The sequence below is a fragment of the Sinorhizobium terangae genome (genome assembly GCF_009601505.1).
Taxonomy (GTDB): Bacteria; Pseudomonadota; Alphaproteobacteria; order Rhizobiales; family Rhizobiaceae; genus Sinorhizobium; species Sinorhizobium terangae.
This window is the reverse complement of sequence record NZ_WITC01000008.1, coordinates 22955-43356: the sequence shown is the minus strand read 5'-3', so window position 1 is coordinate 43356 and position 20402 is coordinate 22955. Positions and strand designations below refer to the sequence as shown.

At 61.7% G+C, this 20402-nt stretch carries 14 protein-coding genes and 1 pseudogene; 12 read left to right on the top strand and 3 right to left on the bottom strand.

Going from position 1 to position 20402, the window contains the following annotated elements:
• Nucleotides 1-365 precede the first annotated feature (365 nt).
• From pal to serA, 10 genes and pseudogenes are all read left to right on the top strand, one after another.
• Nucleotides 366-896: a peptidoglycan-associated lipoprotein Pal gene (gene pal / locus GHK62_RS01190; protein ID WP_153436541.1), complete on the top strand. Its 531-nt coding sequence runs from the start codon at nt 366-368 to the stop codon at nt 894-896.
• A gap of 204 nt (nt 897-1100) precedes the next feature.
• Entirely contained in the window at nt 1101-2132 is a 1032-nt protein-coding gene (ybgF, locus tag GHK62_RS01185; protein ID WP_153436540.1) for a tol-pal system protein YbgF, read from the top strand.
• A gap of 10 nt (nt 2133-2142) precedes the next feature.
• Nucleotides 2143-3475 (top strand): annotated as a pseudogene (gene tilS / locus GHK62_RS01180) (tRNA lysidine(34) synthetase TilS); the annotation flags it as partial.
• Between the two features lie 104 nt (nt 3476-3579).
• Nucleotides 3580-5517 (top strand): ATP-dependent zinc metalloprotease FtsH, encoded by a 1938-nt coding sequence (gene ftsH, locus GHK62_RS01175; RefSeq protein WP_136508071.1) that lies wholly within the window; start codon nt 3580-3582, stop codon nt 5515-5517.
• 406 nt (nt 5518-5923) lie between these two features.
• A complete protein-coding gene (gene glmM, locus GHK62_RS01170) occupies nt 5924-7276 on the top strand; it encodes a phosphoglucosamine mutase (protein ID WP_153436538.1) in 1353 nt (450 codons plus the stop codon).
• Between the two features lie 292 nt (nt 7277-7568).
• Nucleotides 7569-8333, top strand: coding sequence for an outer membrane protein (locus GHK62_RS01165; RefSeq protein ID WP_153436537.1), 765 nt, complete (start codon nt 7569-7571; stop codon nt 8331-8333).
• 214 nt (nt 8334-8547) lie between these two features.
• Nucleotides 8548-9168, top strand: coding sequence for a hypothetical protein (locus GHK62_RS01160; protein WP_153436536.1), 621 nt, complete (start codon nt 8548-8550; stop codon nt 9166-9168).
• A 193-nt stretch (nt 9169-9361) separates the two neighbouring features.
• Nucleotides 9362-10210, top strand: coding sequence for an outer membrane protein (locus tag GHK62_RS01155; protein WP_153436535.1), 849 nt, complete (start codon nt 9362-9364; stop codon nt 10208-10210).
• Between the two features lie 163 nt (nt 10211-10373).
• Nucleotides 10374-11552: a phosphoserine transaminase gene (locus GHK62_RS01150; RefSeq protein ID WP_153436534.1), complete on the top strand. Its 1179-nt coding sequence runs from the start codon at nt 10374-10376 to the stop codon at nt 11550-11552.
• A gap of 80 nt (nt 11553-11632) precedes the next feature.
• On the top strand, nt 11633-13228 hold the full coding sequence (gene serA / locus GHK62_RS01145) for a phosphoglycerate dehydrogenase (protein ID WP_153436533.1): 1596 nt from the start codon (nt 11633-11635) through the stop codon (nt 13226-13228).
• A gap of 107 nt (nt 13229-13335) precedes the next feature.
• On the opposite strand, the gene GHK62_RS01140 is transcribed toward serA, so the two are convergent.
• Nucleotides 13336-14226, bottom strand: a complete 891-nt coding sequence (locus tag GHK62_RS01140; protein ID WP_184108574.1) for a DMT family transporter — start codon at nt 14224-14226, stop codon at nt 13336-13338.
• A 206-nt stretch (nt 14227-14432) separates the two neighbouring features.
• Here GHK62_RS01140 and GHK62_RS01135 point away from each other — a divergent pair, with 206 nt between their 5' ends.
• Together GHK62_RS01135 and GHK62_RS01130 are read left to right on the top strand one after the other, a co-directional pair.
• Nucleotides 14433-15731 (top strand): adenylosuccinate synthase, encoded by a 1299-nt coding sequence (locus tag GHK62_RS01135; protein WP_153436531.1) that lies wholly within the window; start codon nt 14433-14435, stop codon nt 15729-15731.
• A 63-nt stretch (nt 15732-15794) separates the two neighbouring features.
• Entirely contained in the window at nt 15795-18059 is a 2265-nt protein-coding gene (locus GHK62_RS01130) for a hypothetical protein (RefSeq protein WP_153436530.1), read from the top strand.
• 90 nt (nt 18060-18149) lie between these two features.
• On the opposite strand, the gene rpoH is transcribed toward GHK62_RS01130, so the two are convergent.
• Together rpoH and GHK62_RS01120 are read right to left on the bottom strand one after the other, a co-directional pair.
• Nucleotides 18150-19055 carry an RNA polymerase sigma factor RpoH gene (gene rpoH, locus GHK62_RS01125; RefSeq protein ID WP_153436529.1) on the bottom strand — a complete coding sequence of 302 codons (906 nt, stop codon included), beginning with the start codon at nt 19053-19055 and terminating at the stop codon, nt 18150-18152.
• Nucleotides 19056-19346: 291 nt separating this feature from the next.
• Entirely contained in the window at nt 19347-20375 is a 1029-nt protein-coding gene (locus tag GHK62_RS01120; protein WP_153436528.1) for an RluA family pseudouridine synthase, read from the bottom strand.
• Between the last annotated feature and the right edge of the window lie 27 nt (nt 20376-20402).

The window sequence follows — 20402 nt, the reverse complement described above, 5'->3', positions numbered from 1 at the left end:
TAGCCTACGGCATGTTTCCTTAAATCGTCGCCGATTTAGGATAAGAACTTGCAGCACTTCAGAGCGCTACAGCTACTTTTGCGCGTCTGATAAGACGCGCGGCGCTGCAGGACCGCTGTGCATCTCCGGATAGCGTGGACCACAACCGATCACATTTACGATCTGCGCGAAATTATCGTGATCGGGTGTCCACAGGTGTGGCGGGAAATGTGGCCGATGTGCCGCTTTCTCGCCGCAAAGTGCTGTTCTAGCAGGCGCCCCACGCAAATTATCGATTTGTTAACCATAACAGTTGAAAAGCAATTAACCGCTTCCGGTTACAGTCTGGCAACCGTGAATCAGACACTTCCAAGGAGACCCGGCCCATGAGCCGAATTGACACCCCGGCCGCGAGCCGCATGCAGACCATCGCCCGCAATCCTGTCATGATCGCTCTCGTTATGACGCTCGCTCTTGCCGGCTGCGCTTCCAAAAAGAACCTGCCGAACGATGCCGCCGGCCTCGGACTTGGCGCAGGTGCTGCAACGCCGGGTTCGCAGCAGGACTTCACCGTCAACGTCGGCGACCGCATCTTCTTCGATACGGATTCCAGCTCCATCCGCGCCGATGCCCAGGCGACGCTCGACCGTCAGGCCCAGTGGCTGGCGAAGTACCCGAACTACGCGATCACTGTCGAAGGCCACGCCGACGAGCGCGGCACCCGCGAGTACAACCTGGCGCTCGGCGCCCGCCGTGCCGCGGCGACCCGCGACTATCTCGCCAGCCGCGGCGTTCCCGCAAATCGCATGCGCACGATTTCCTACGGCAAGGAAAAGCCGGTTGCCGTCTGCGACGACATTTCCTGCTGGTCGCAGAACCGCCGCGCCGTTACCGTTCTCGGCGGCGCCGGCATGTGATCGTCCGGCCACTGATGTGGAGGTTTGAAGGGGCGGCCACGGGCCGCCTTTTCTTTTTTACCACACTTTGGCCGAACTCCGTTGCTTTTTCACAGCGATTGGAAAACTGTGCGGCACTCACCTTTAGAATCGGCGACAGTATCGAGTATCGCGGACCGTGATCGCAGGGGTGGGAGTATTCGGTATTCGAACAGGACAAATGAAATGAAGAAATTTGTCGTGGCAGGACTGATTGGTCTTGTGGCCCTCTCGGGTCTCGGGCCAGCGGCAAATGCCATGCCACTTTCCGGGCTTTTCGCCCGCTTGACCCATGCCGATGCCGCCAGCAAACAGAACTTGCCGGTGGTGAAGGTGCAGTCGGCCGACCTCGGACGGATCGGTCAACTCGAGGAAGAGATCCGCTCGCTCAACGGGCGTATCGAGGAAATGAGCTTCCAGCTCTTGCAGATGCAGGAACAGATCCGGAAGTTCCAGGAGGACAACGAGTTCCGCTTCCAGGATCTCGAAAACGGCAAGTCCTCTTCCAAGAAGAGCGGCGCACTCGAAACGCCGAAATCCAGTGATCAGGCGTCCGTCACCCCCGGGGTGACGGATAGCCAGACCCCGGCGGCGCCTTCTGCCGGCGGCAACGACATGGCGGCAACGGGCGCCAATCCCGGCTCGACGGGTGCTTCGCCGCCGACGACGTTGGGGCAGATCATTTTCGACGAGAGCGGCAATCCGATATCGGCGACCACGGACGCTGAACCTGGCGCCAACGCCACGCTCCCCGGCGTCGACAACGGGACGGCGAACTCCGCCGGTGCGGGTATCAACGCCAATCCGGGCACCGAGCAGCAAACCGCTTCTCTCGACAATCCCGGAGATCTCTACCAGTCCGCCTACGGACACGTGCTTTCCGGCGATTACTCCATGGCGGAACAGGAGTTCCGTGACTATCTCGACGTCTTTCCCAATGGCGACAAGGCGGCCGATGCCAGTTTCTGGATGGGTGAAGCCCAATATTCGCAAGGCAAGTACAGCGACGCAGCGAAGACCTTCCTGAACGCGCATCAGGCTCATGGCAAATCGCCAAGGGCGCCCGAGATGCTGCTGAAGCTCGGAATGTCGCTTGGCGCTCTCGACAACAAGGAAACCGCTTGCGCCACGCTGCGCGAGGTGAACAAGCGCTACCCCAAGGCTTCGCCCGCCGTGAAGGCCAAGGTGTCGAGCGAACAGAGCCGCTTTGGCTGCTGAGGCCCGCGGCGTGCCCGGAGCCGTCATAGCCGCGGCCAGACAATTCCTGCGTTCCTTCGCCAAACCTTGCCGGATTCTCGTGGCTGTCTCCGGAGGCAGCGATTCCAAGGGGCTTCTTCTTGCGCTCCACTCCGTAATCGGAAACAGGGATCGCGACGGTTTCTCGCTTGCAGCCTGCACGATCGATCATGCCTTGAGACCGGAATCCGCGGATGAAGCGGCAGCCGTGGCAGCGTTCTGCGCCGAGCTAGGTATTCCCCATCGTGTCTGCCGTTGGGAAGGCAACAAGCCGCGAACCGGGATCCAGGCGGCCGCACGCCTGAAGCGCTATGAACTGCTGGCCGATGCTGCCGCCGAGCTCGGCGCCGATTGCATCGCCACCGCACACACGCGAGATGATCAGCGCGAGACGGTCGCGATGCGCAGTGCACGCGGCGAAGGGGAGGGGCCCGGCAGCGCCGGCATGGCGAGCGCCGTGCTATACGGGCGCCGCATCTGGGTGTTGAGGCCATTCCTTGGCCTAAGCCGTGCCGACATACGGGCATTCCTCACCGCGCGGGGTGTCGAATGGCTCGATGATCCGAGCAACGCCAATCCGCTGTTCGAGCGTGTTCGTGTGCGGACCGAACTCAAAGCTTCGCAAGAGGCGCCCGTTGCCCCATGGAGCGCCGCGCAAAGGGCCGCGTCATCGGCGCGGGCAGCCGCCTTGATCGAACGTCATGTCCGCGTGCACGAGACTGTCGTGGCTGAGGTTGCGGCGGCACAGGCGGGAAACATGAGCGATACCGATTGGCGTCGCGCGCTTTTGTCCGTCGCCGCAGTTCTCGGCGGCCGCAATCATTTGCCGGGGCATGCGACGATCGAGCGCATAGCCGGCTTTGTGCAAGCGGGCATCGCGGGACGCATGACGGCGGGAGGCGTTGTCTACGACCGGCGTCCAAACGGTCTCTATCTCTACCGTGAGGCGCGCAGCCTGTCCGATTGCGTTGTCGGTCCCGGCGAAGCGAACGTATGGGACGGGCGCTTCAGCGTGACGAACGGCGGGCGCTACCCGGTGATAGTGACTGCCTCGCACCGGGATAGTCAATGGGATCAAAGGCTTATTGATGCCGGTCTGCTCCCCGGCATCGCCAAACGAGCCGCCCGTGCAGCGCCACACATCGCTCCAGCGCCAGCCGATGCCGCCGGCTTGGTCCAGGCTAAAGTCGAATGCCGCATTGCCCTTTACGACACCTTTTTGCCCGGTTTTGACCGGACTATGGCGAATGCGGTCGCGATGCTTTTCGGGCGCGAACCTTACCCCGCTCCGCCGGTATTCGATGATTTTGACAGAAATGGAGAGGGACCTGGCGGTTTGCCTTGGCAAGGCGACGCCAGAACCTTATGTTAAGGAACAAGACTGTAGCTCGGAGAAATCTCCGAGCTGCGACAGGTTCCGGGGAGTTCGATGAACCCTAATTTTCGTAATTTTGCCCTCTGGGCAATCATAGCGCTTCTCCTGATTGCGCTGTTCAGCATGTTCCAGCAGCCGACGGAGCGCGCCGGTTCACGCGAAATTCCATTCTCGCAGTTTCTGAAGGACGTCGACGCCAGCCGCGTCAAGGAAGTCGTGATCACCGGCTCGAAGGTGATCGGCAGCTACTCCGAAAGCGGCGCCACCTTCCAGACCTATGCGCCTTCCGTCGATACCGCTTTGACCGAACGGCTGGAAGCCAAGGACGTTACGGTCACCGTGCGTCCGGAAACCGACGGATCGTCGGGCTTCCTGAGCTATATCGGCACGCTGCTGCCGATGCTGTTGATCCTCGGCGTCTGGCTGTTCTTCATGCGGCAGATGCAAGGCGGCTCTCGTGGGGCCATGGGCTTTGGCAAGTCCAAAGCCAAGCTCCTGACCGAGGCGCATGGCCGTGTCACGTTTGACGATGTCGCCGGCGTCGACGAGGCCAAGCAGGACCTCGAGGAAATCGTCGAATTCCTGCGCGATCCGCAGAAATTCCAGCGCCTCGGCGGGCGCATCCCGCGCGGCGTGCTGCTGGTCGGCCCCCCCGGCACCGGTAAGACGCTGCTTGCCCGCTCGGTTGCCGGCGAAGCGAACGTGCCCTTCTTCACGATCTCCGGCTCCGACTTCGTCGAAATGTTCGTCGGTGTCGGTGCGTCGCGCGTCCGCGACATGTTCGAGCAGGCGAAGAAGAACGCCCCGTGCATCATCTTCATCGACGAGATCGATGCCGTCGGCCGTCACCGCGGTGCCGGCCTTGGCGGCGGCAACGACGAGCGCGAGCAGACGCTGAACCAGTTGCTCGTCGAAATGGACGGCTTCGAAGCCAATGAGGGGATCATCCTGATCGCCGCGACCAACCGTCCCGACGTGCTTGACCCGGCGCTGTTGCGCCCGGGCCGCTTCGACCGCCAGGTCGTCGTGCCGAACCCGGACATCAACGGTCGCGAACGGATCCTCAAGGTGCATGTCCGCAACGTGCCGCTGGCACCGAATGTCGACCTCAAGGTCCTGGCGCGCGGCACGCCGGGCTTCTCCGGCGCGGACCTGATGAACCTGGTCAACGAGGCTGCGCTGATGGCGGCGCGGCGCAACAAGCGCCTTGTCACCATGCAGGAATTCGAGGACGCCAAGGACAAGATCATGATGGGTGCGGAGCGTCGCTCCTCCGCCATGACCGAGGCCGAGAAGAAGCTGACCGCCTATCACGAGGCCGGCCACGCGATCGTTGCGCTTAACGTTCCGACCGCCGATCCGCTGCACAAGGCGACCATCATTCCGCGCGGCCGCGCGCTCGGCATGGTGATGCAGTTGCCCGAGGGCGACCGCTACTCGATGAGCTACAAGTGGATGATCTCGCGTCTCGCCATCATGATGGGCGGTCGCGTTGCCGAGGAACTGACCTTCGGCAAGGAGAACATCACCTCCGGCGCGTCCTCCGACATCGAGCAGGCGACGAAGCTTGCACGTGCGATGGTGACACAATGGGGCTTCTCCGATCAGCTCGGACAGGTCGCCTATGGCGAGAACCAGCAGGAGGTCTTCCTCGGTCACTCCGTCGCGCAGCAGAAGAACGTTTCGGAAGCGACCGCACAGAAGATCGACAATGAGATCCGCCGGCTGATCGACGACGCTTACGGAACGGCGCGTCACATCCTGACGGAGAAGAACCACGAATTCGTAGCCCTCGCCGAAGGCCTGCTGGAATACGAAACTCTGACCGGCGACGAAATCAAGGCGCTGATCCGCGGCGAGAAGCCTGCACGCGACCTTGGAGACGACACGCCTCCGCATCGTGGCTCGGCCGTCCCTTCCGCCGGCACGAAGAAGGAAGCCGGTGCCAAGGGCGAGGAGCCGGAAGGCGGCTTCGAACCGCAGCCGCAATAAGAGTGGTCGGAAAGGAAATCAGAGGCCGCCGCGCCGAAAGGAGCGGCGGCTTTTTGTTGGGCATATTCGTCCAAAGTGTCTTTCGCGCGCTTGGTAACGCGATGTAATGATTTCTGATGATAGGATTGCTGCCGTTTGCTGCGGTTTTATGCCAAAGATGAATCAAATATGCCTGATCTGCGCTGGACGCGAGCGGGCAGCAGCAATAGAGGGAGCCGCTACTGCACGATGCATCATGCAGCAGTTCACAGTGCTACAGCGACCTTGGCGCGTCTGATTGGACGCGCGGCGTTGTAGGGCGTCAACTCTGGATACGAGGTCCGGCGATATGAAACCCAATCGCGGAACACGCAGACAGACGCGGCCGGTAAAGTCGATCCTGCCGAACCAGGACCATGGAGTTCTTATGAAGCGTAAATATTTCGGCACTGACGGCATTCGCGGCCAGTCCAATATTTTCCCGATGACGCCAGACCTCGCCATGCGTGTCGGCATCGCTGTCGGAACGATCTTCCGTAATGGAGCGCACCGCCACCGTGTCGTGATCGGCAAGGACACGCGCCTTTCCGGTTATATGCTCGAAAACGCAATGGTCGCCGGCTTCACCGCCGCCGGACTCGACGTCTTCCTGCTCGGACCGATCCCGACGCCAGGCGTCGCCATGCTGACGCGATCGTTGCGCGCCGATATCGGCGTGATGATCTCGGCCTCGCACAATCCATTCCGTGACAACGGCATCAAGCTCTTCGGACCCGATGGCTACAAGCTTTCCGACGACATCGAGGAAAAGATCGAGGAACTCATCGACCAGGATATGTCCGGCCAGCTTGCCAAGCCCGAGGATATCGGCCGGGCCAAGCGCGTCGATGGCGACATCTACCGCTATATCGAACAGGCGAAGCGGACGCTGCCGCGCGACGTCACGCTGAAGGGACTGCGTATTGCCATCGACTGCGCCAACGGCGCCGCCTACAAGGTTGCCCCGTCCGCGCTCTGGGAGCTCGGCGCCGAAGTGGTGACGATCGGGACGGAGCCGAACGGCGTCAACATCAATCTCGAATGCGGCTCGACGCACCCGGCCGCCCTGTCGAAGAAGGTTCACGAAGTCAGGGCCGATATCGGCATCGCACTCGACGGCGACGCGGACCGCGTCCTGATCATTGACGAAAACGGAACCGTCGTCGATGGCGACCAACTCATGGCGGTGATCGCCGACAGCTGGGCTGCGGACGGGATGCTGAAGGGTGGCGCCATAGCCGCGACGGTGATGTCGAATCTCGGCCTCGAACGCTATCTCAAGGGCAGGGGCATCGGACTGCACCGCACCAAGGTCGGCGACCGCTATGTCGTCGAGCAGATGCGCCAGGATGGCCTGAACGTGGGTGGCGAACAGTCCGGCCACATCGTGCTCTCCGATTTCGGGACGACCGGCGACGGTCTGGTGGCTGCGCTGCAGATTCTCGCGGTGGTCAAGCGGCAGGGCAAGTCGGTCAGCGAGGTGTGCCATCGCTTCGAGCCCGTACCGCAGATCCTGAAGAATGTTCGCGTGTCGGCGGGCAAGCCGCTCGAGCATCCGTCCGTGCAGCAGGCCATCGCCGACGCCGAAGCGGGTCTTGCCAAGAATGGCCGCCTGCTGATCCGTCCGTCTGGAACGGAACCGCTGATCCGAGTCATGGCGGAAGGCGACGACCGCAGCCAGGTCGAGCGCATCGTCGATGAACTCGTCAACGTGATCGGCAGTGTCCGCAGCGCGGCTTGACCTTCAAGCTACTCCAGAAAGTAGTATCAAGGAATTAAAGCATTCACTGTTTCAACAAACAGTAATGATCAGCAACGCTGAACAGCTTGGAAAGGCCGGCACCGATTGCCGGCTTTTTTATTGTCACGAGGCATCGGTTCAGGGTCGAGGAACATCAGCAACTGTTAAAAAACATAGTAAATTTCTATGCTTAATCCGATATTAACCCCCGCATGCGATTTCTGACGCAACATCAGTTGCAGTATCCGGCCGAGGCAACGCGGCGCGGGTCAGAACATTCGCGGGGCATATTATGAAGAGACCTCTGATTGCATGCATTGCCGCATTGGTGGGCGGCGCTCCAGCTTTTGCTGCCGACCTTTACGTCGAAGATCCTGCGCCGGTTGTGGTGCCGGGCGGCTGGTATCTGCGCGGCCATCTCGGCATGAGCAACCAGAAGCTTGGCAGCATGCACCACCCGTTGATGGACCAGGTCGAACTTCACGAGTTCCTCGATGAGGGAAGCTTCGACAGTGCACCGCTCGCGGGCGTCGGTGTCGGCTATCAGTTCAACGACTGGCTGCGCCTCGACGGCATCGTCGAATATCGCGGCAAGGCCGACTATTCGGCGCTCGACCGCTATGGCCATACCACACCGGGCGGTCCTGTCTGGGATGCGACGAATGATTACGATGGCGCCAAGTCGGAATGGCTGCTGATGGCCAACGCCTATGTCGATATCGGCGACTGGTACGGCGTAAAGCCCTATGTCGGCGCGGGCATTGGTGCGTCGCGCAACACGATCTCGCGGTTCCGCGACGTCAACGTGCCGACCCAGGGCGTTGCCTATGCCGGAGACGAATCCACCTGGAACTTTGCCTGGGCCCTTCATGCCGGCGTCGCGTACCAGGCGACCGAGCGGCTGGCGATCGATTTCGGCTACAGCTACGTCGACCTCGGCGATGCCAAGACTGGCAGAATCCGAAGCTACGACAATACCGTGAACGAGGGCCCGATGAATTTCGACCACATCACCTCGCACGACTTCAAATTGGGTATGCGCTACGCGCTGCAATAACGCGGGGCGCATGGCCACACCTTCGTTTTCGGGGCCGCCACGCGGCCCCTTTCGATTGCGGTTAAAGCACGGACAGATGAAGACGCTCGCGACCTGCTTCTTTTTCCTCTTCGCCACACTCGCCCATGCCGGATAGGCCCCGAAGTTCGCTTTGGCCGACCCGAGCGACGTCGTCGCGCAACGCTTCCTCCCCTGGCATGATTTTGAAATCGGAATGACCCGGTCAGAGGTCGAAGCGATCATTTCGCGGAAATATGCGCACTGGCAGAAGACGGAAAATCGCGAAGGGCTAAAAGCGAAGCAGGACGCGGCATCCGCAACCTTTACCGAATCGATAACGCTGGAGTCGCGCGGGCAGTCGCCGATTGCCGATGTCTATCGGCTCGATTTTACCTCGCCCCTGTCGGGTGGTACCGTCTACAGCATTATACGCGACGTCAAATTCTCTCATCTGCCGAAGGATCGCCTCGCTTCAGACGAATGGAAGAAGACGATTGCGAGATACTGGGGAAAGCCATACGCGGCCGTTGGGCCGGATCGCGACAATCTCGTTCAGGCGATCTTTTTCTTCAATGACGCCGGTGTCGCCACGGCTCGGGACAAGGCCTTCTGCACGACCATATTCGGGAAAGTGGGCGCGATATCGCGAAAAGCGGCCGACGGCGACGTCGCGGAAGTGATTACCGGAATCGAAAGAGAGGGGTGTCGCTTCTTCACAGAAGCAAGGGCGATCGTGGGCGAAGGCGGTTTGCTCGTGCGAACCGCATCGCGGCGGACCGATATGCTTTCCTATGCGCGAGACTTGGCAGCGCGCGCTTCGCATGCCGGCCGGTGATTCACTCGAACCGGCCCTCCAGATACTTTTGCGGCAATCGTCCTCCTAACGCTCCAGCCTTCACAATGCTGGTTTCCTAAATTTTTCGTCAAACAACATGCTTAACCGCTGGTTAACTTGTCCCTGCCAATAGTTAACGCAGGTCCGGCCACCACGAAGGTCGGTCCGACGGCATTGACGAAAGGGCATACGGATGGACTGGCGGCACGGGATCTGCGGGATCGCACTTGGCGCTGGTCTGGGCGCTGGACTGCTGGCGTCCGGTGCGGCACATGCAGCAGACGATGAATTGCTTGACGCGCCGGAGATCACCATTTCCCCCGAAGCAAACGATGTCGGTGGTGTCTATTTGCGCGGCGACATCGGCTATGCGCCATGGCGCGACGAGGGCGATCCGTCCTATCGCACTTTCGACGCTGGAACGGGCACCTACGACAACGTCCCGTTCGACAATGCCCGCTTCGACAAGCCGATCTCGGGGACGATCGGCATTGGCTATCGGTTCAACGATATCGTGCGTGCAGACGTAACAGCGGAATATTTCGAGGGGCGGTTCGACGGCTCGTCGCTGTCAGCCGCTCCCTGCGCGGGCCAGGGCGCCGGAACGTCATGTGCTTTTTCGCATGACGCCAATTTTTCCGCGCTCGGCCTCATGGCGAACGGTTATGTCGACCTGGCGACGCTCGCCGGATTTACGCCGTATATCGGCGCCGGCATCGGTGCCACCAACATCAACTGGAACACAGTTCGCGAGACCGCGACCTGCATCCCTGGCGGCGGCGTCTGCGCCGGTGGCGCTGGCGGAACGTCCTATGAGGGAGAGGATAGCTGGCGCTTCACCTATGCGCTCATGGCCGGTGTCTCCTATGACATCACCGACCGGCTGAAACTCGATCTCGGCTATCGTTATTCCCGCATAGCGGATGGAGATATGTTCAACTTCGGGGCGGAGGCACTTGCCGGCGCCCGCGGCGCCAAGGGCCACGACGACGGCCTTTCACGCCATGAGATCCGCGCGGGCCTGCGCTTCTCGCTCTGGTGACGACCGTTCGGCAGTCGCACCGACGGTTTTTGCACTTTGCCCAGAACGCCGAATATTTTTTCAAAAGCGACGCAAGCCGCTTGACTTCCTCTCGGACCCACAATATTCCCGACGGCGGGACACCCCTCCCCAACGAGGGGCTTCTATCTGAGAGGATAGCATTATGACGAAGCCTGCCAAGCCGGACGTGCGTCCGGCAAATACCCATTTTTCTTCTGGCCCCTGCGCAAAGCGCCCTGGTTGGACGCTCGACGCTCTCTCCGATGCCGCACTCGGTCGCTCGCACCGGGCGAAGATCGGCAAGACGAAGCTCAAACAGGCCATTGACCTTACCCGTGAAATTCTTGAAGTGCCGGCCGACTACCGCATCGGTATCGTGCCCGCCTCCGATACCGGCGCCGTGGAAATGGCGCTCTGGTCGCTGCTCGGCGCCCGTGGCGTCGATATGCTTGCCTGGGAAAGCTTCGGTGCCGGTTGGGTGACCGACGTGGTCAAGCAGCTGAAGCTTCCCGACGTTCGCAAGTTCGAAGCAGGCTATGGCGAACTGCCGGATCTCGCCAAGGTCGATTTCGACCGCGATGTCGTCTTCACCTGGAACGGCACGACCTCGGGCGTGCGCGTGCCGAATGCCGAATTCATCCCCGCGGACCGCAAGGGCCTGACGATCTGCGACGCGACCTCCGCCGCCTTTGCTCAGGAGCTCGATTTCGCCAAGCTCGACGTCGTCACCTTCTCCTGGCAGAAGGTGCTCGGCGGTGAGGGGGCGCACGGCATCCTCATCCTTTCGCCGCGCGCAGTCGAACGGCTGCTGACCTATGCACCGGCGTGGCCGTTGCCGAAGATCTTCCGCCTGACCAGCGGCGGCAAGCTGATCGAGGGCATCTTTGCCGGCGAAACAATCAACACGCCGTCGATGCTCTGCGTCGAAGACTATATCGACGCGCTCCTTTGGGCGAAGTCGGTTGGCGGCCTCAAGGGACTGATCGCCAGGGCAGACGCCAACGCCGACGCGATCCATCGGTTCGTCGACGCAAATGCCTGGATTGCAAACCTGGCGATCAAGGCGGAAACCCGCTCCAACACCTCTGTCTGCCTCAAGATCGTCGACAAGGACGTATTGGCCCTTGATGCCGACGGCCAGGCCGCTTTCGCGAAGGGCGTCGTTGCCCTGCTCGAAAAGGAAGGTGTGGCCCACGATGTCGGCCACTATCGCGATGCCCCCTCCGGTCTGCGGATCTGGGCTGGTGCCACTATCGAAACTTCCGACATGGAAGCGCTGATGCCGTGGCTCACCTGGGCTTTCGAGACCCAGAAGGCGACGCTGTCGCAGGCCGCCGCCTGATCCAAGCGATAAGCTTCGCTCGCAGACGAGCGAAGCCAATCCCGCATCCCTTTCAGAACTGATCCTTAAGGAGGCCTCTCATGGCACCTCGCGTTCTCGTATCCGATGAACTGTCGGAAACCGCCGTCCAGATCTTCCGCGACCGCGGCGTCGAAGTGGATTTCCAGCCGAAGCTCGGCAAGGACAAGGAAAAGCTCGCCGAGATCATCGGCAACTACGACGGTCTCGCCATCCGCTCCGCCACCAAGGTGACGGAGAAGCTGATCGCTGCCGCCACCAATCTCAAGGTCGTCGGCCGTGCCGGCATCGGCGTGGACAATGTCGACATCCCGGCTGCGTCGCGTCGCGGTATCATCGTCATGAACACGCCCTTCGGCAACTCGATCACCACGGCCGAGCATGCGATCGCGCTGATGTTTGCCGTCGCCCGGCAACTTCCCGCAGCCGACGGTTCCACCCAGGCCGGCAAGTGGGAAAAATCGAAGTTCATGGGCGTCGAGATTACCGGCAAGGTGCTGGGCGTCATCGGCGCCGGCAATATCGGCTCGATCGTCTGCGCCCGCGCCATCGGCCTGAAGATGCACGTCATTGCCTATGATCCGTTCCTGTCGAAGGAGCGCGCCGAGGAGATGGGCGTCGTCAAGGTCGAGCTCGACGAGCTTTTTGCGCGAGCGGATTTCATCACCCTGCACGTGCCGCTGACCGACAAGACCCGTAGCATCATCGATGCAGAAGCAATCGCCAAGATGAAGCCGGGCGTGCGCATCATCAACTGCGCGCGCGGCGGCCTCGTCGTCGAAAGCGCGCTTGCGGAGGCGTTGAAGTCCGGCCATGTCGCCGGCGCCGGCTTCGACGTCTTCGAGGTAGAGCCCGCCACCGAAAGCCCGCTCTTCGGTCTGCCGAACGTCGTCTGCACGCCGCATCTCGGTGCCTCCACGACGGAAGCGCAGGAGAACGTGGCGTTGCAGGTTGCCGAGCAGATGGCCGACTACCTGGTCAATGGCGCCGTCTCGAACGCGATCAACATGCCGTCGATCACGGCGGAGGAAGCGCCGATCCTGAAGCCCTTCATCCGGCTCGCCGACGTTCTCGGCGCCTTCGTCGGCCAGGTCACGGAAAGCGCGATCAAGGAAATCGAAATCCTCTATGACGGCTCCACGGCGGGCATGAACACCAAGGCACTGACGAGCGCGGTTCTCGCCGGCCTGATCCGGCCGCAGGTAGCCGACGTCAACATGGTTTCCGCGCCGGTCATGATCAAGGAAAAGGGCGTGATCCTTTCCGAAGTGAAGCGCGACAAGTCCGGTGTCTTCGACGGCTATATCAAGCTGACGGTGACGACGGCGAACCAGACCCGTTCGGTCGCAGGCACGGTCTTCTCCGACGGCAAGCCGCGCTTCATCCAGATCAAGGGCATCAATCTCGACGCCGATGTCGGCAAGCACATGGTCTATCTGACCAACACGGATGTCCCGGGCATGATCGGCTTCATCGGCACGACGCTTGGCGACGCTGGTGTCAACATCGCCAACTTCCAGCTCGGCCGTGAGAAGGAAGGCGGCGACGCCATCGCTCTGCTTTATGTCGACGGTCCGGTCTCCGAGACGGTGCTCGACAAGCTGCGTGCCAACGCGGCAATCCGCCAGGCGAAGCAACTGGTGTTCAATATCGATTAAACGGAAGCATTCCGGAACTCGGTCACAGCGCCGCACGTCTTTCAGATGTGCGGCGCTATCGCATTTTTATGTGGAGGCGGGCAACGGCCTTGCCGGCGCCGTTCCTGTCATCGCGGCAGTTTGGGGCGGCCGCGTTCCGCGATGGCAATGCCGCCAAGCACCAGCAGCAATGCTACCAGGTGAAAGGGATGAAACGTCTCGCCCACAAGAAGCACGGATAGAAGCGTTCCGAACACCGGGATGGCGTTGATGAACAGGCCGGCGCGATTGGCGCCGATCATCTCCACGCCACGCACGTATAGAACCTGCGACATCAGCGACGGGAAGATCGCGGCATAGACCACGATCGCCCAGCCGCTGGCATCGGGCACGATCGCGTTGCCGTCTGAGAATTCCCAGATGAGGAGCGGGACGGCGCTCACCAGCGCCCCGAAGGCCGGTGCCGCGATGAAGCTCTGCCAGTGCATGTTCGGCTTCCAGCGCAGCGCGACGGTATAGGCGGCATAAACGATACAGGCGAGGATCATCAGTGCGTCGCCGAAATTGAACTGCAACTGCAAGAGGCTCGCGAGGTCGCCATGCGCGGCGGTGATCAGGACGCCGATCAGCGTCACGGTGAAGCCGATGACCTGCGCGACTGAAGCTTTCGTCCGGAAGAGGGCGAAGTTGAAGAGGAAGATCAGCATCGGAATGCCGGCCTGCAGGATCACTGCGTTGATAGCGCTCGTATATTTCACCGCGGAATAGAGGAACGCATTGAACATCGTGAAGCCGACGGCACCATAGGCAAACAATTGCAGCCAGTGCTCACGGATCTTGTCCCAGTCGCGACGGATCTGCGGCGTCATCAATGCCAGGATGACGGCAAGCGCGACCATCCAGCGCAGTGTCGTCAGCATCATCGGGCTGACGTGTCCGACGGCCATTTTGCCTGCGACTGAATTGCCGCCCCAAAAAAGCGAAGTTATTGCGAGATAGAAATAAGCCCTGGCGTTCACGATGCTGCGATCCATGTGGGACGGGAAATGGAGTGCCGGAGAGGCGGGAGAGCAGCAGAGATATAGGCGCTAAATCCATCGCTTGTCATGCAAAAAGGGCGCCGCGCGGGTCACAACGGGGTCGCTTTCCGCAGGACAACACAGTATAGATGCGCGGGTTTCAGGATGGCGCAATCCCTTCTGCGCGTGCGAACAGGAAGAAAATTATGACGAATGTCGTGGTGGTCGGGTCCCAGTGGGGCGACGAAGGCAAAGGCAAGATCGTGGACTGGCTCTCGGAGCGCGCGGACATCGTCGTGCGATTCCAGGGCGGCCACAATGCCGGCCATACCCTGGTGATCGACGGCGTCAGCTATAAGCTGTCGCTGCTTCCCTCCGGCGTCGTTCGTCCCGGCAAGCTCGCCGTCATCGGCAACGGCGTCGTGATCGACCCCCATGCGCTGATTGCGGAAATGGACAAGCTCGCCAAGCAGGGCGTGAAGGTCACGCCCGACAATCTGCGCATCGCCGACAATGCGACGCTCATTCTGTCGCTGCACCGCGAGCTCGACGGATTCCGTGAGGATGCCGCCTCGAACAGCGGCACCAAGATCGGCACGACACGCCGCGGCATCGGCCCGGCCTACGAAGACAAGGTCGGTCGCCGCGCCATCCGCGTCATGGACCTTGCCGATCTCGATACCCTGCCGGCGAAGGTCGATCGGTTGCTGACGCACCACAACGCACTGCGCCGCGGGCTGGGCGAAGCGGAGATCAGCCATCAGGCGATCATGGACGAACTCTCCTCCGTCGCAGCGCGGGTGCTGCCGTTCATGGACACGGTCTGGCTGCTCCTCGACAAGGAACGCCGCAAGGGCGCGCGTATCCTTTTCGAGGGTGCTCAGGGCACGCTGCTCGATATCGATCACGGCACCTACCCCTTCGTCACCTCGTCCAACACGGTTGCCGGCCAGGCCGCTGCCGGTTCCGGCATGGGTCCGGGATCGCTCGGCTATATCCTCGGCATCACCAAGGCCTATACGACGCGCGTCGGCGAAGGGCCGTTTCCGACCGAGCTTAACGATGAGGTCGGCCAGTTCCTCGGCGAACGCGGCCATGAATTCGGGACCGTCACAGGGCGCAAGCGCCGCTGCGGCTGGTTCGACGCCACGCTCGTGCGTCAGTCGGTTGCCGCCAACGGCATCACCGGCATTGCGCTCACCAAGCTCGACGTGCTCGATGGCCTCGACGAGTTGAAGATTTGCGTCGGTTATACTCTGGACGGACAAGAGATCGACCACCTTCCGGCAAGTCAGGCGCAGCAAGCTTCGGTAAAGCCAGTCTACATTACGCTTGAAGGCTGGAAGGAATCGACGGTTGGTGCCCGCAGTTGGGCCGATCTTCCGGCACAGGCGATCAAGTATGTTCGCCAGGTCGAGGAACTGATCGGCGCACCGGTTGCACTTCTTTCGACGAGCCCGGAACGCGACGACACAATACTTGTGACGGATCCTTTTGAGGACTAGTGTCCCGCAACGACAGTGGCGTCGTGATTGCGGGCGCACGCCTGGGAGTATGAGAAAGTTCTGATGGCAGATTTTGTTGCAGTTATTCGCAGGACCGTTGACGGCCTGTCGGAAAACACACCGGAAATGCGAGGCAAGGTTTACGAGAAGGCGCGCAGTGCTGTGCGCCGGCAACTCGAAAACATGAACCCGCGGCCGTCGGACGACATGATCAATCGCCAGCTGAACAAGCTCGAACAGGCGATCGGCGAGGTCGAAAGCGAACACGTTGAAGCGCTCCCCGCGGTCGAGGAAGTCGATGCGGTCGAGCCTGGCGTAGCTGAAACGCCGGTCGCACAAGAGCCGCATGCCCCTGTCGAGCCCGAGACTGCCGCGAGCGCCGCTCCAGAACCGGAACAGGCACCGTCGGAAGAGGAGCTCGAGGAACCTGCAAGCGAGGGGCCGAGCGTCGAGGAACCGGTGTCGCCACCTTCGGTTACCGCCGAGGCTATGGACGAGCAGCCGCACGTCGCGCAGGACGCCGCCTATAACGACGGCGTTCCATCCGAGACGGCGCGTGAGGCAGAGGCCGAAGAGCCTGCTGAGGGAGCAGCGGCGCAATGGCCTTCTTCGACAGAAGAGCAGCCGGCCGCGCGCGAACATGAAGTCGAGCAGGCGCCGGCGGTTGATCATATCCGGGAACCCGAACGGCACGCAGACGAACGCCACGGCGAGCAGCCCGACCATATGGAGCCGGTGGAATCCGAGCCCCCGTCGAGCGAGGAGGGGACGAAGAAATCGGCCACGTCCGAATGGGCTTTGCCAGAGTGGGAGGATACGACTCCAGCCACGAAGGCCGCCGACGCGCAGGTGGCGCCCGAGGACACGTCTTCGTCGACACCCGAGCTTTTGGGCATTCATCCGGTGGAACCGGAGGAGGTCGAGCCGGCACAACATGCCAAGGAGGCGGAACCGTCGCGCTCCTGGTCCTTCGACGAAGGTGATCCTTTCGCGGTCACAACGGAAGGCAGAAAGGATAAGCCTGCCGACGACGATATTTCCGAATGGTCGTGGCCGGTGGAAAAAGCGCCTGTGCCCGCGAGCCAGGAAGAACGTGCCAGCACGGCCTGGGACCATATCGACGACCTGCTTGGCTTTGGCGAGAGCAACGGGGCCGCGGTAGCGAACGGAGCGGCCAAGGAGAACGGCCGCGAGCAGCCTCCGATTTCCGCGCCGGCACGGCCGGCGTCCTACCGCGCGACACCGAAGCCTTCCCGGTTCAACTTCAAGCGTCTGGCGATCGGCGCCGTTATTGCGCTTCTCCTCGGTGGTGGCGGTTACGCCTATTGGCAGAACCGGGAGGCGGGCAACGCCTGGCTTTCGGGGCTGATTGCGAAGGTTATGCCCGCAGCGCCGGAGGGCACTGAAACACCGGCGGGTGAGACCGCGCCTACCGGTCAATCAAGCGGACAATCTGGTGCGCCTGACCAAACGGCGCAGCCGCAGGACAGTTCCACCAAGTTCACCCAGCGGCTGCTTGCCGACGGGTCTGAAGTGGACGATGGTCCGGCAGGGGTGAACGGCACGGAAGTTGCCCAGGAAGGCAAGTCCGTCGCTCCCCAGACGGAGGCAGGGCATGTGCAACCTGGCGGCACCGCACCACAGCCGCCGGCGGGAGAGCAAGCCGCGGCAACGGCACAGGGCCAGAACGCAGCACAGGGTCAGAACGCAGCACAGGGCCAGAATGCAGGGCCGGCGCCTCAGGCGGAGGTTTCCGTCGCAGATGGGGAGAAGATGTTCCTTTACGAGGAGCGTCTCGGCCAGTCGTCGCCGACAGCGATCCCGGGCACCGTCGCCTGGTCGATCAAGGATGAGTCGCCGGGCGGCGACGCGAAACCCGAGCCCGCCATCCAGGCGCAGATCACCGTTCCCGATCGAGGCTTTACCGCGCTGATGACGATCAAGCGCAATGCCGACCCGTCTCTGCCGGCAAGCCATGTGATCGAATTCGTGTTCTCACTTCCGGAGAACTTCGAGGGCGGTGCCATCGACGGTGTCCAGCGCGTTTCGATGAAGCGCACCGAGCAGGACCGTGGCGATCCGCTGATCGCCGTCCCGGCGAAGATCACCGACGATTTCCACATGATCGCACTCAACGACTTCGCCGAAGCGGTCAGCAACAATACGGAACTGCTGCGCAGCCGAAGCTGGATCGATATTCCGATTACCTACCGGAACGGTCGCCGTGCCCTGCTGACGCTGGAAAAAGGTGCGGCCGGCGTCGAAGCCTTCAACAAGGCTATGCAGGCGTGGGGTACGCTCGGCAACACGGCCGCAAGCAGCCAGTAGCGGGTAACGAGACACCGATGCAAAAAATCCCGGCGGGGCAACCTGGCCGGGATTTTCGTTTGTTCCCGCGTCGCGCGGAAGCTTAACCCTTTACGCGCCTTCAACGACGCGCAAGGCGCTGGAGCGCTCCAGCGCCGCCTTGCGGACGGCATCCTGCACTTTCTCGAACGCCCGGACTTCGATCTGCCGGACGCGTTCGCGGCTGATGTCGAACTCGGTCGAGAGATCTTCCAGCGTTACCGGGTCCTCGGCCAAGCGGCGGGCCTCGAAGATCCGACGCTCGCGATCGTTCAGCACCTTCATGGCGCTGGCGAGCAGGGCCCGGCGATTGTCGAGTTCGTCCTGTTCGATCAGGATCTCTTCCTGGTTGTCGTGGTCGTCGACAAGCCAATCCTGCCACTGTCCGGAATCGCCCTCGCTTGCCTTGATCGGCGCGTTCAGCGAGGCATCGCCCGAGAGGCGGCGGTTCATGGAAACGACCTCGTCCTCGCTGACCTTCAGTGTCGTCGCGATTTCCTTCACCTGCTCGGGCTTGAGGTCGCCCTCGTCGAGTGCCTGGATGCGGCCTTTGAGCCGCCGGAGGTTGAAGAACAGCCGTTTCTGGTTGGCGGTCGTGCCCATCTTGACGAGCGACCAGGAGCGCAGGATGTATTCCTGGATCGCTGCCTTGATCCACCACATCGCGTAGGTCGCGAGCCGGAAGCCGCGATCGGGCTCGAATTTCTTGACGGCCTGCATCAGGCCGACGTTGCCTTCCGATACGACTTCGCCGATCGGCAGACCATAGCCGCGGTATCCCATCGCGATCTTGGCGACGAGGCGAAGATGGCTCGTTACCAGCTTGTGCGCAGCGTTGCGGTCGTCATGCTCCTGGTACCGCTTGGCGAGCATGTACTCTTCCTGCGGTTCGAGCATCGGAAATTTGCGGATTTCGTCGAGATAACGGTTGAGACCGCCCTCTCCAGCGGTAATGGTCGGCAAAGTATTGCGGGCCATGAAGCACCCCCTTTTTGCGTCTCCGGTCTCCGGGACGGCAGACCGGACATGTGGGTCTTCATCAAGACCCCACGAGGCTAGAAGATAAGTACGGCGAAAGCATGATTCAAGGACTCCGGTTTCACGCTGTCGTGAGACCGGGGAAGGGAATGGCGCAAGTTGAAGCTCTTATAAGATTGGAATCCGGAACCAAGAATTCAAGGGCTATGGCATGATTCCTGAAAGTCTACGCGGCTTAGGAATCACGCAGCAATTCAAAGTGATACAGCGCCGTTTGCGTGTGCTGCAGGATTAATCTCCGGCCCGCAAGGCGGCAACCAGGGCTTCCATGTCAGAGGGCATCGGTGCCTCGAAATGCATCGTCTCGCCTGTCGTCGGGTGCTCGAACTGCAGCATGAAGGCGTGCAGCGCCTGCCGGTGAAAGCGGTTGACGACGGTTTTCGCCAGCTCGGGCAGCAGATTGGCCTTGGTCCGGAAAGCCGCGCCATATTCGGGGTCGCCGATCAGCGGATGGCCGATATGGGCCATGTGGACGCGAATCTGGTGGGTACGGCCCGTTTCAAGGTGACAGGTCACGGTCGAGGCGAGGCAGGTGCCATCCGGCTTTTCATGGTAACGCTCGACCACTTCATAATGGGTGATGGCTTCGCGCGCGTCGTCGCTTTCCTCGTGTTTGACGGCGCGCTTCGTCCGATCAGCGGCCCGTCCCAGCGAGGCGTTGATCGTGCCCTTCAATTGCCGGGGACGCCCCCACACCACCGCCTGATAGGCGCGTTCGAGTGGGCCGGTGCGCCCGTGGTCGGCAAACTGGTCGGAGAGATGCCGGTGGGCGGTATCATTCTTTGCCACGACCATGACGCCGCTCGTTTCCTTGTCGAGCCGGTGAACGATACCCGGTCGCCTGACGCCGCCGATGCCGGAGAGGCTGTCGCCGCAATGGTGGATGAGCGCATTGACAAGCGTGCCCGTCCAGTTGCCGGCACCCGGATGGACGACCAGGCCGGCAGGTTTCACGAGGACGATCAGGTCGTCGTCCTCATAAAGCACGTCGAGAGGGATCTCTTCGCCCTTCGGCTCGGGATCCTCGGGCTCAGGCAAGGCGATCTCGAACACGTCGCCGGGATGCACCTTACGCTTCGGCTCGACGATCGTCTTGCCGTTGATCGAGACGGCGCCTTGCTCGATCAGGCTTTTGATGCGATTGCGGGAAAACTCGCCCGCAAGCGCGGCCGTAAGGAAGGCGTCCAGCCTTCCCGCCGCGTCCTCATTGGCCTTCAGGACTTTCCTATTGCCGGCGGCTTGTTTAAAGGGATCGTTCATTCCGTTTCAATTCCGACAGAAAGCCAG

What these genes read in the sequence shown, in the direction of transcription:
- ybgF (WP_153436540.1), top strand. Translation starts at nt 1,101, where the DNA reads ATGAAGAAATTTGTCGTGGCAGGACTGATTGGTCTTGTGGCCCTCTCG.
- ftsH (WP_136508071.1), top strand. Translation starts at nt 3,580, where the DNA reads ATGAACCCTAATTTTCGTAATTTTGCCCTCTGGGCAATCATAGCGCTT.
- pal (WP_153436541.1), top strand. Translation starts at nt 366, where the DNA reads ATGAGCCGAATTGACACCCCGGCCGCGAGCCGCATGCAGACCATCGCC.
- GHK62_RS01150 (WP_153436534.1), top strand. Translation starts at nt 10,374, where the DNA reads ATGACGAAGCCTGCCAAGCCGGACGTGCGTCCGGCAAATACCCATTTT.
- GHK62_RS01155 (WP_153436535.1), top strand. Translation starts at nt 9,362, where the DNA reads ATGGACTGGCGGCACGGGATCTGCGGGATCGCACTTGGCGCTGGTCTG.
- GHK62_RS01120 (WP_153436528.1), bottom strand. Translation starts at nt 20,375, where the DNA reads ATGAACGATCCCTTTAAACAAGCCGCCGGCAATAGGAAAGTCCTGAAG.
- glmM (WP_153436538.1), top strand. Translation starts at nt 5,924, where the DNA reads ATGAAGCGTAAATATTTCGGCACTGACGGCATTCGCGGCCAGTCCAAT.
- GHK62_RS01165 (WP_153436537.1), top strand. Translation starts at nt 7,569, where the DNA reads ATGAAGAGACCTCTGATTGCATGCATTGCCGCATTGGTGGGCGGCGCT.
- GHK62_RS01135 (WP_153436531.1), top strand. Translation starts at nt 14,433, where the DNA reads ATGACGAATGTCGTGGTGGTCGGGTCCCAGTGGGGCGACGAAGGCAAA.
- GHK62_RS01130 (WP_153436530.1), top strand. Translation starts at nt 15,795, where the DNA reads ATGGCAGATTTTGTTGCAGTTATTCGCAGGACCGTTGACGGCCTGTCG.
- GHK62_RS01160 (WP_153436536.1), top strand. Translation starts at nt 8,548, where the DNA reads ATGACCCGGTCAGAGGTCGAAGCGATCATTTCGCGGAAATATGCGCAC.
- rpoH (WP_153436529.1), bottom strand. Translation starts at nt 19,055, where the DNA reads ATGGCCCGCAATACTTTGCCGACCATTACCGCTGGAGAGGGCGGTCTC.
- serA (WP_153436533.1), top strand. Translation starts at nt 11,633, where the DNA reads ATGGCACCTCGCGTTCTCGTATCCGATGAACTGTCGGAAACCGCCGTC.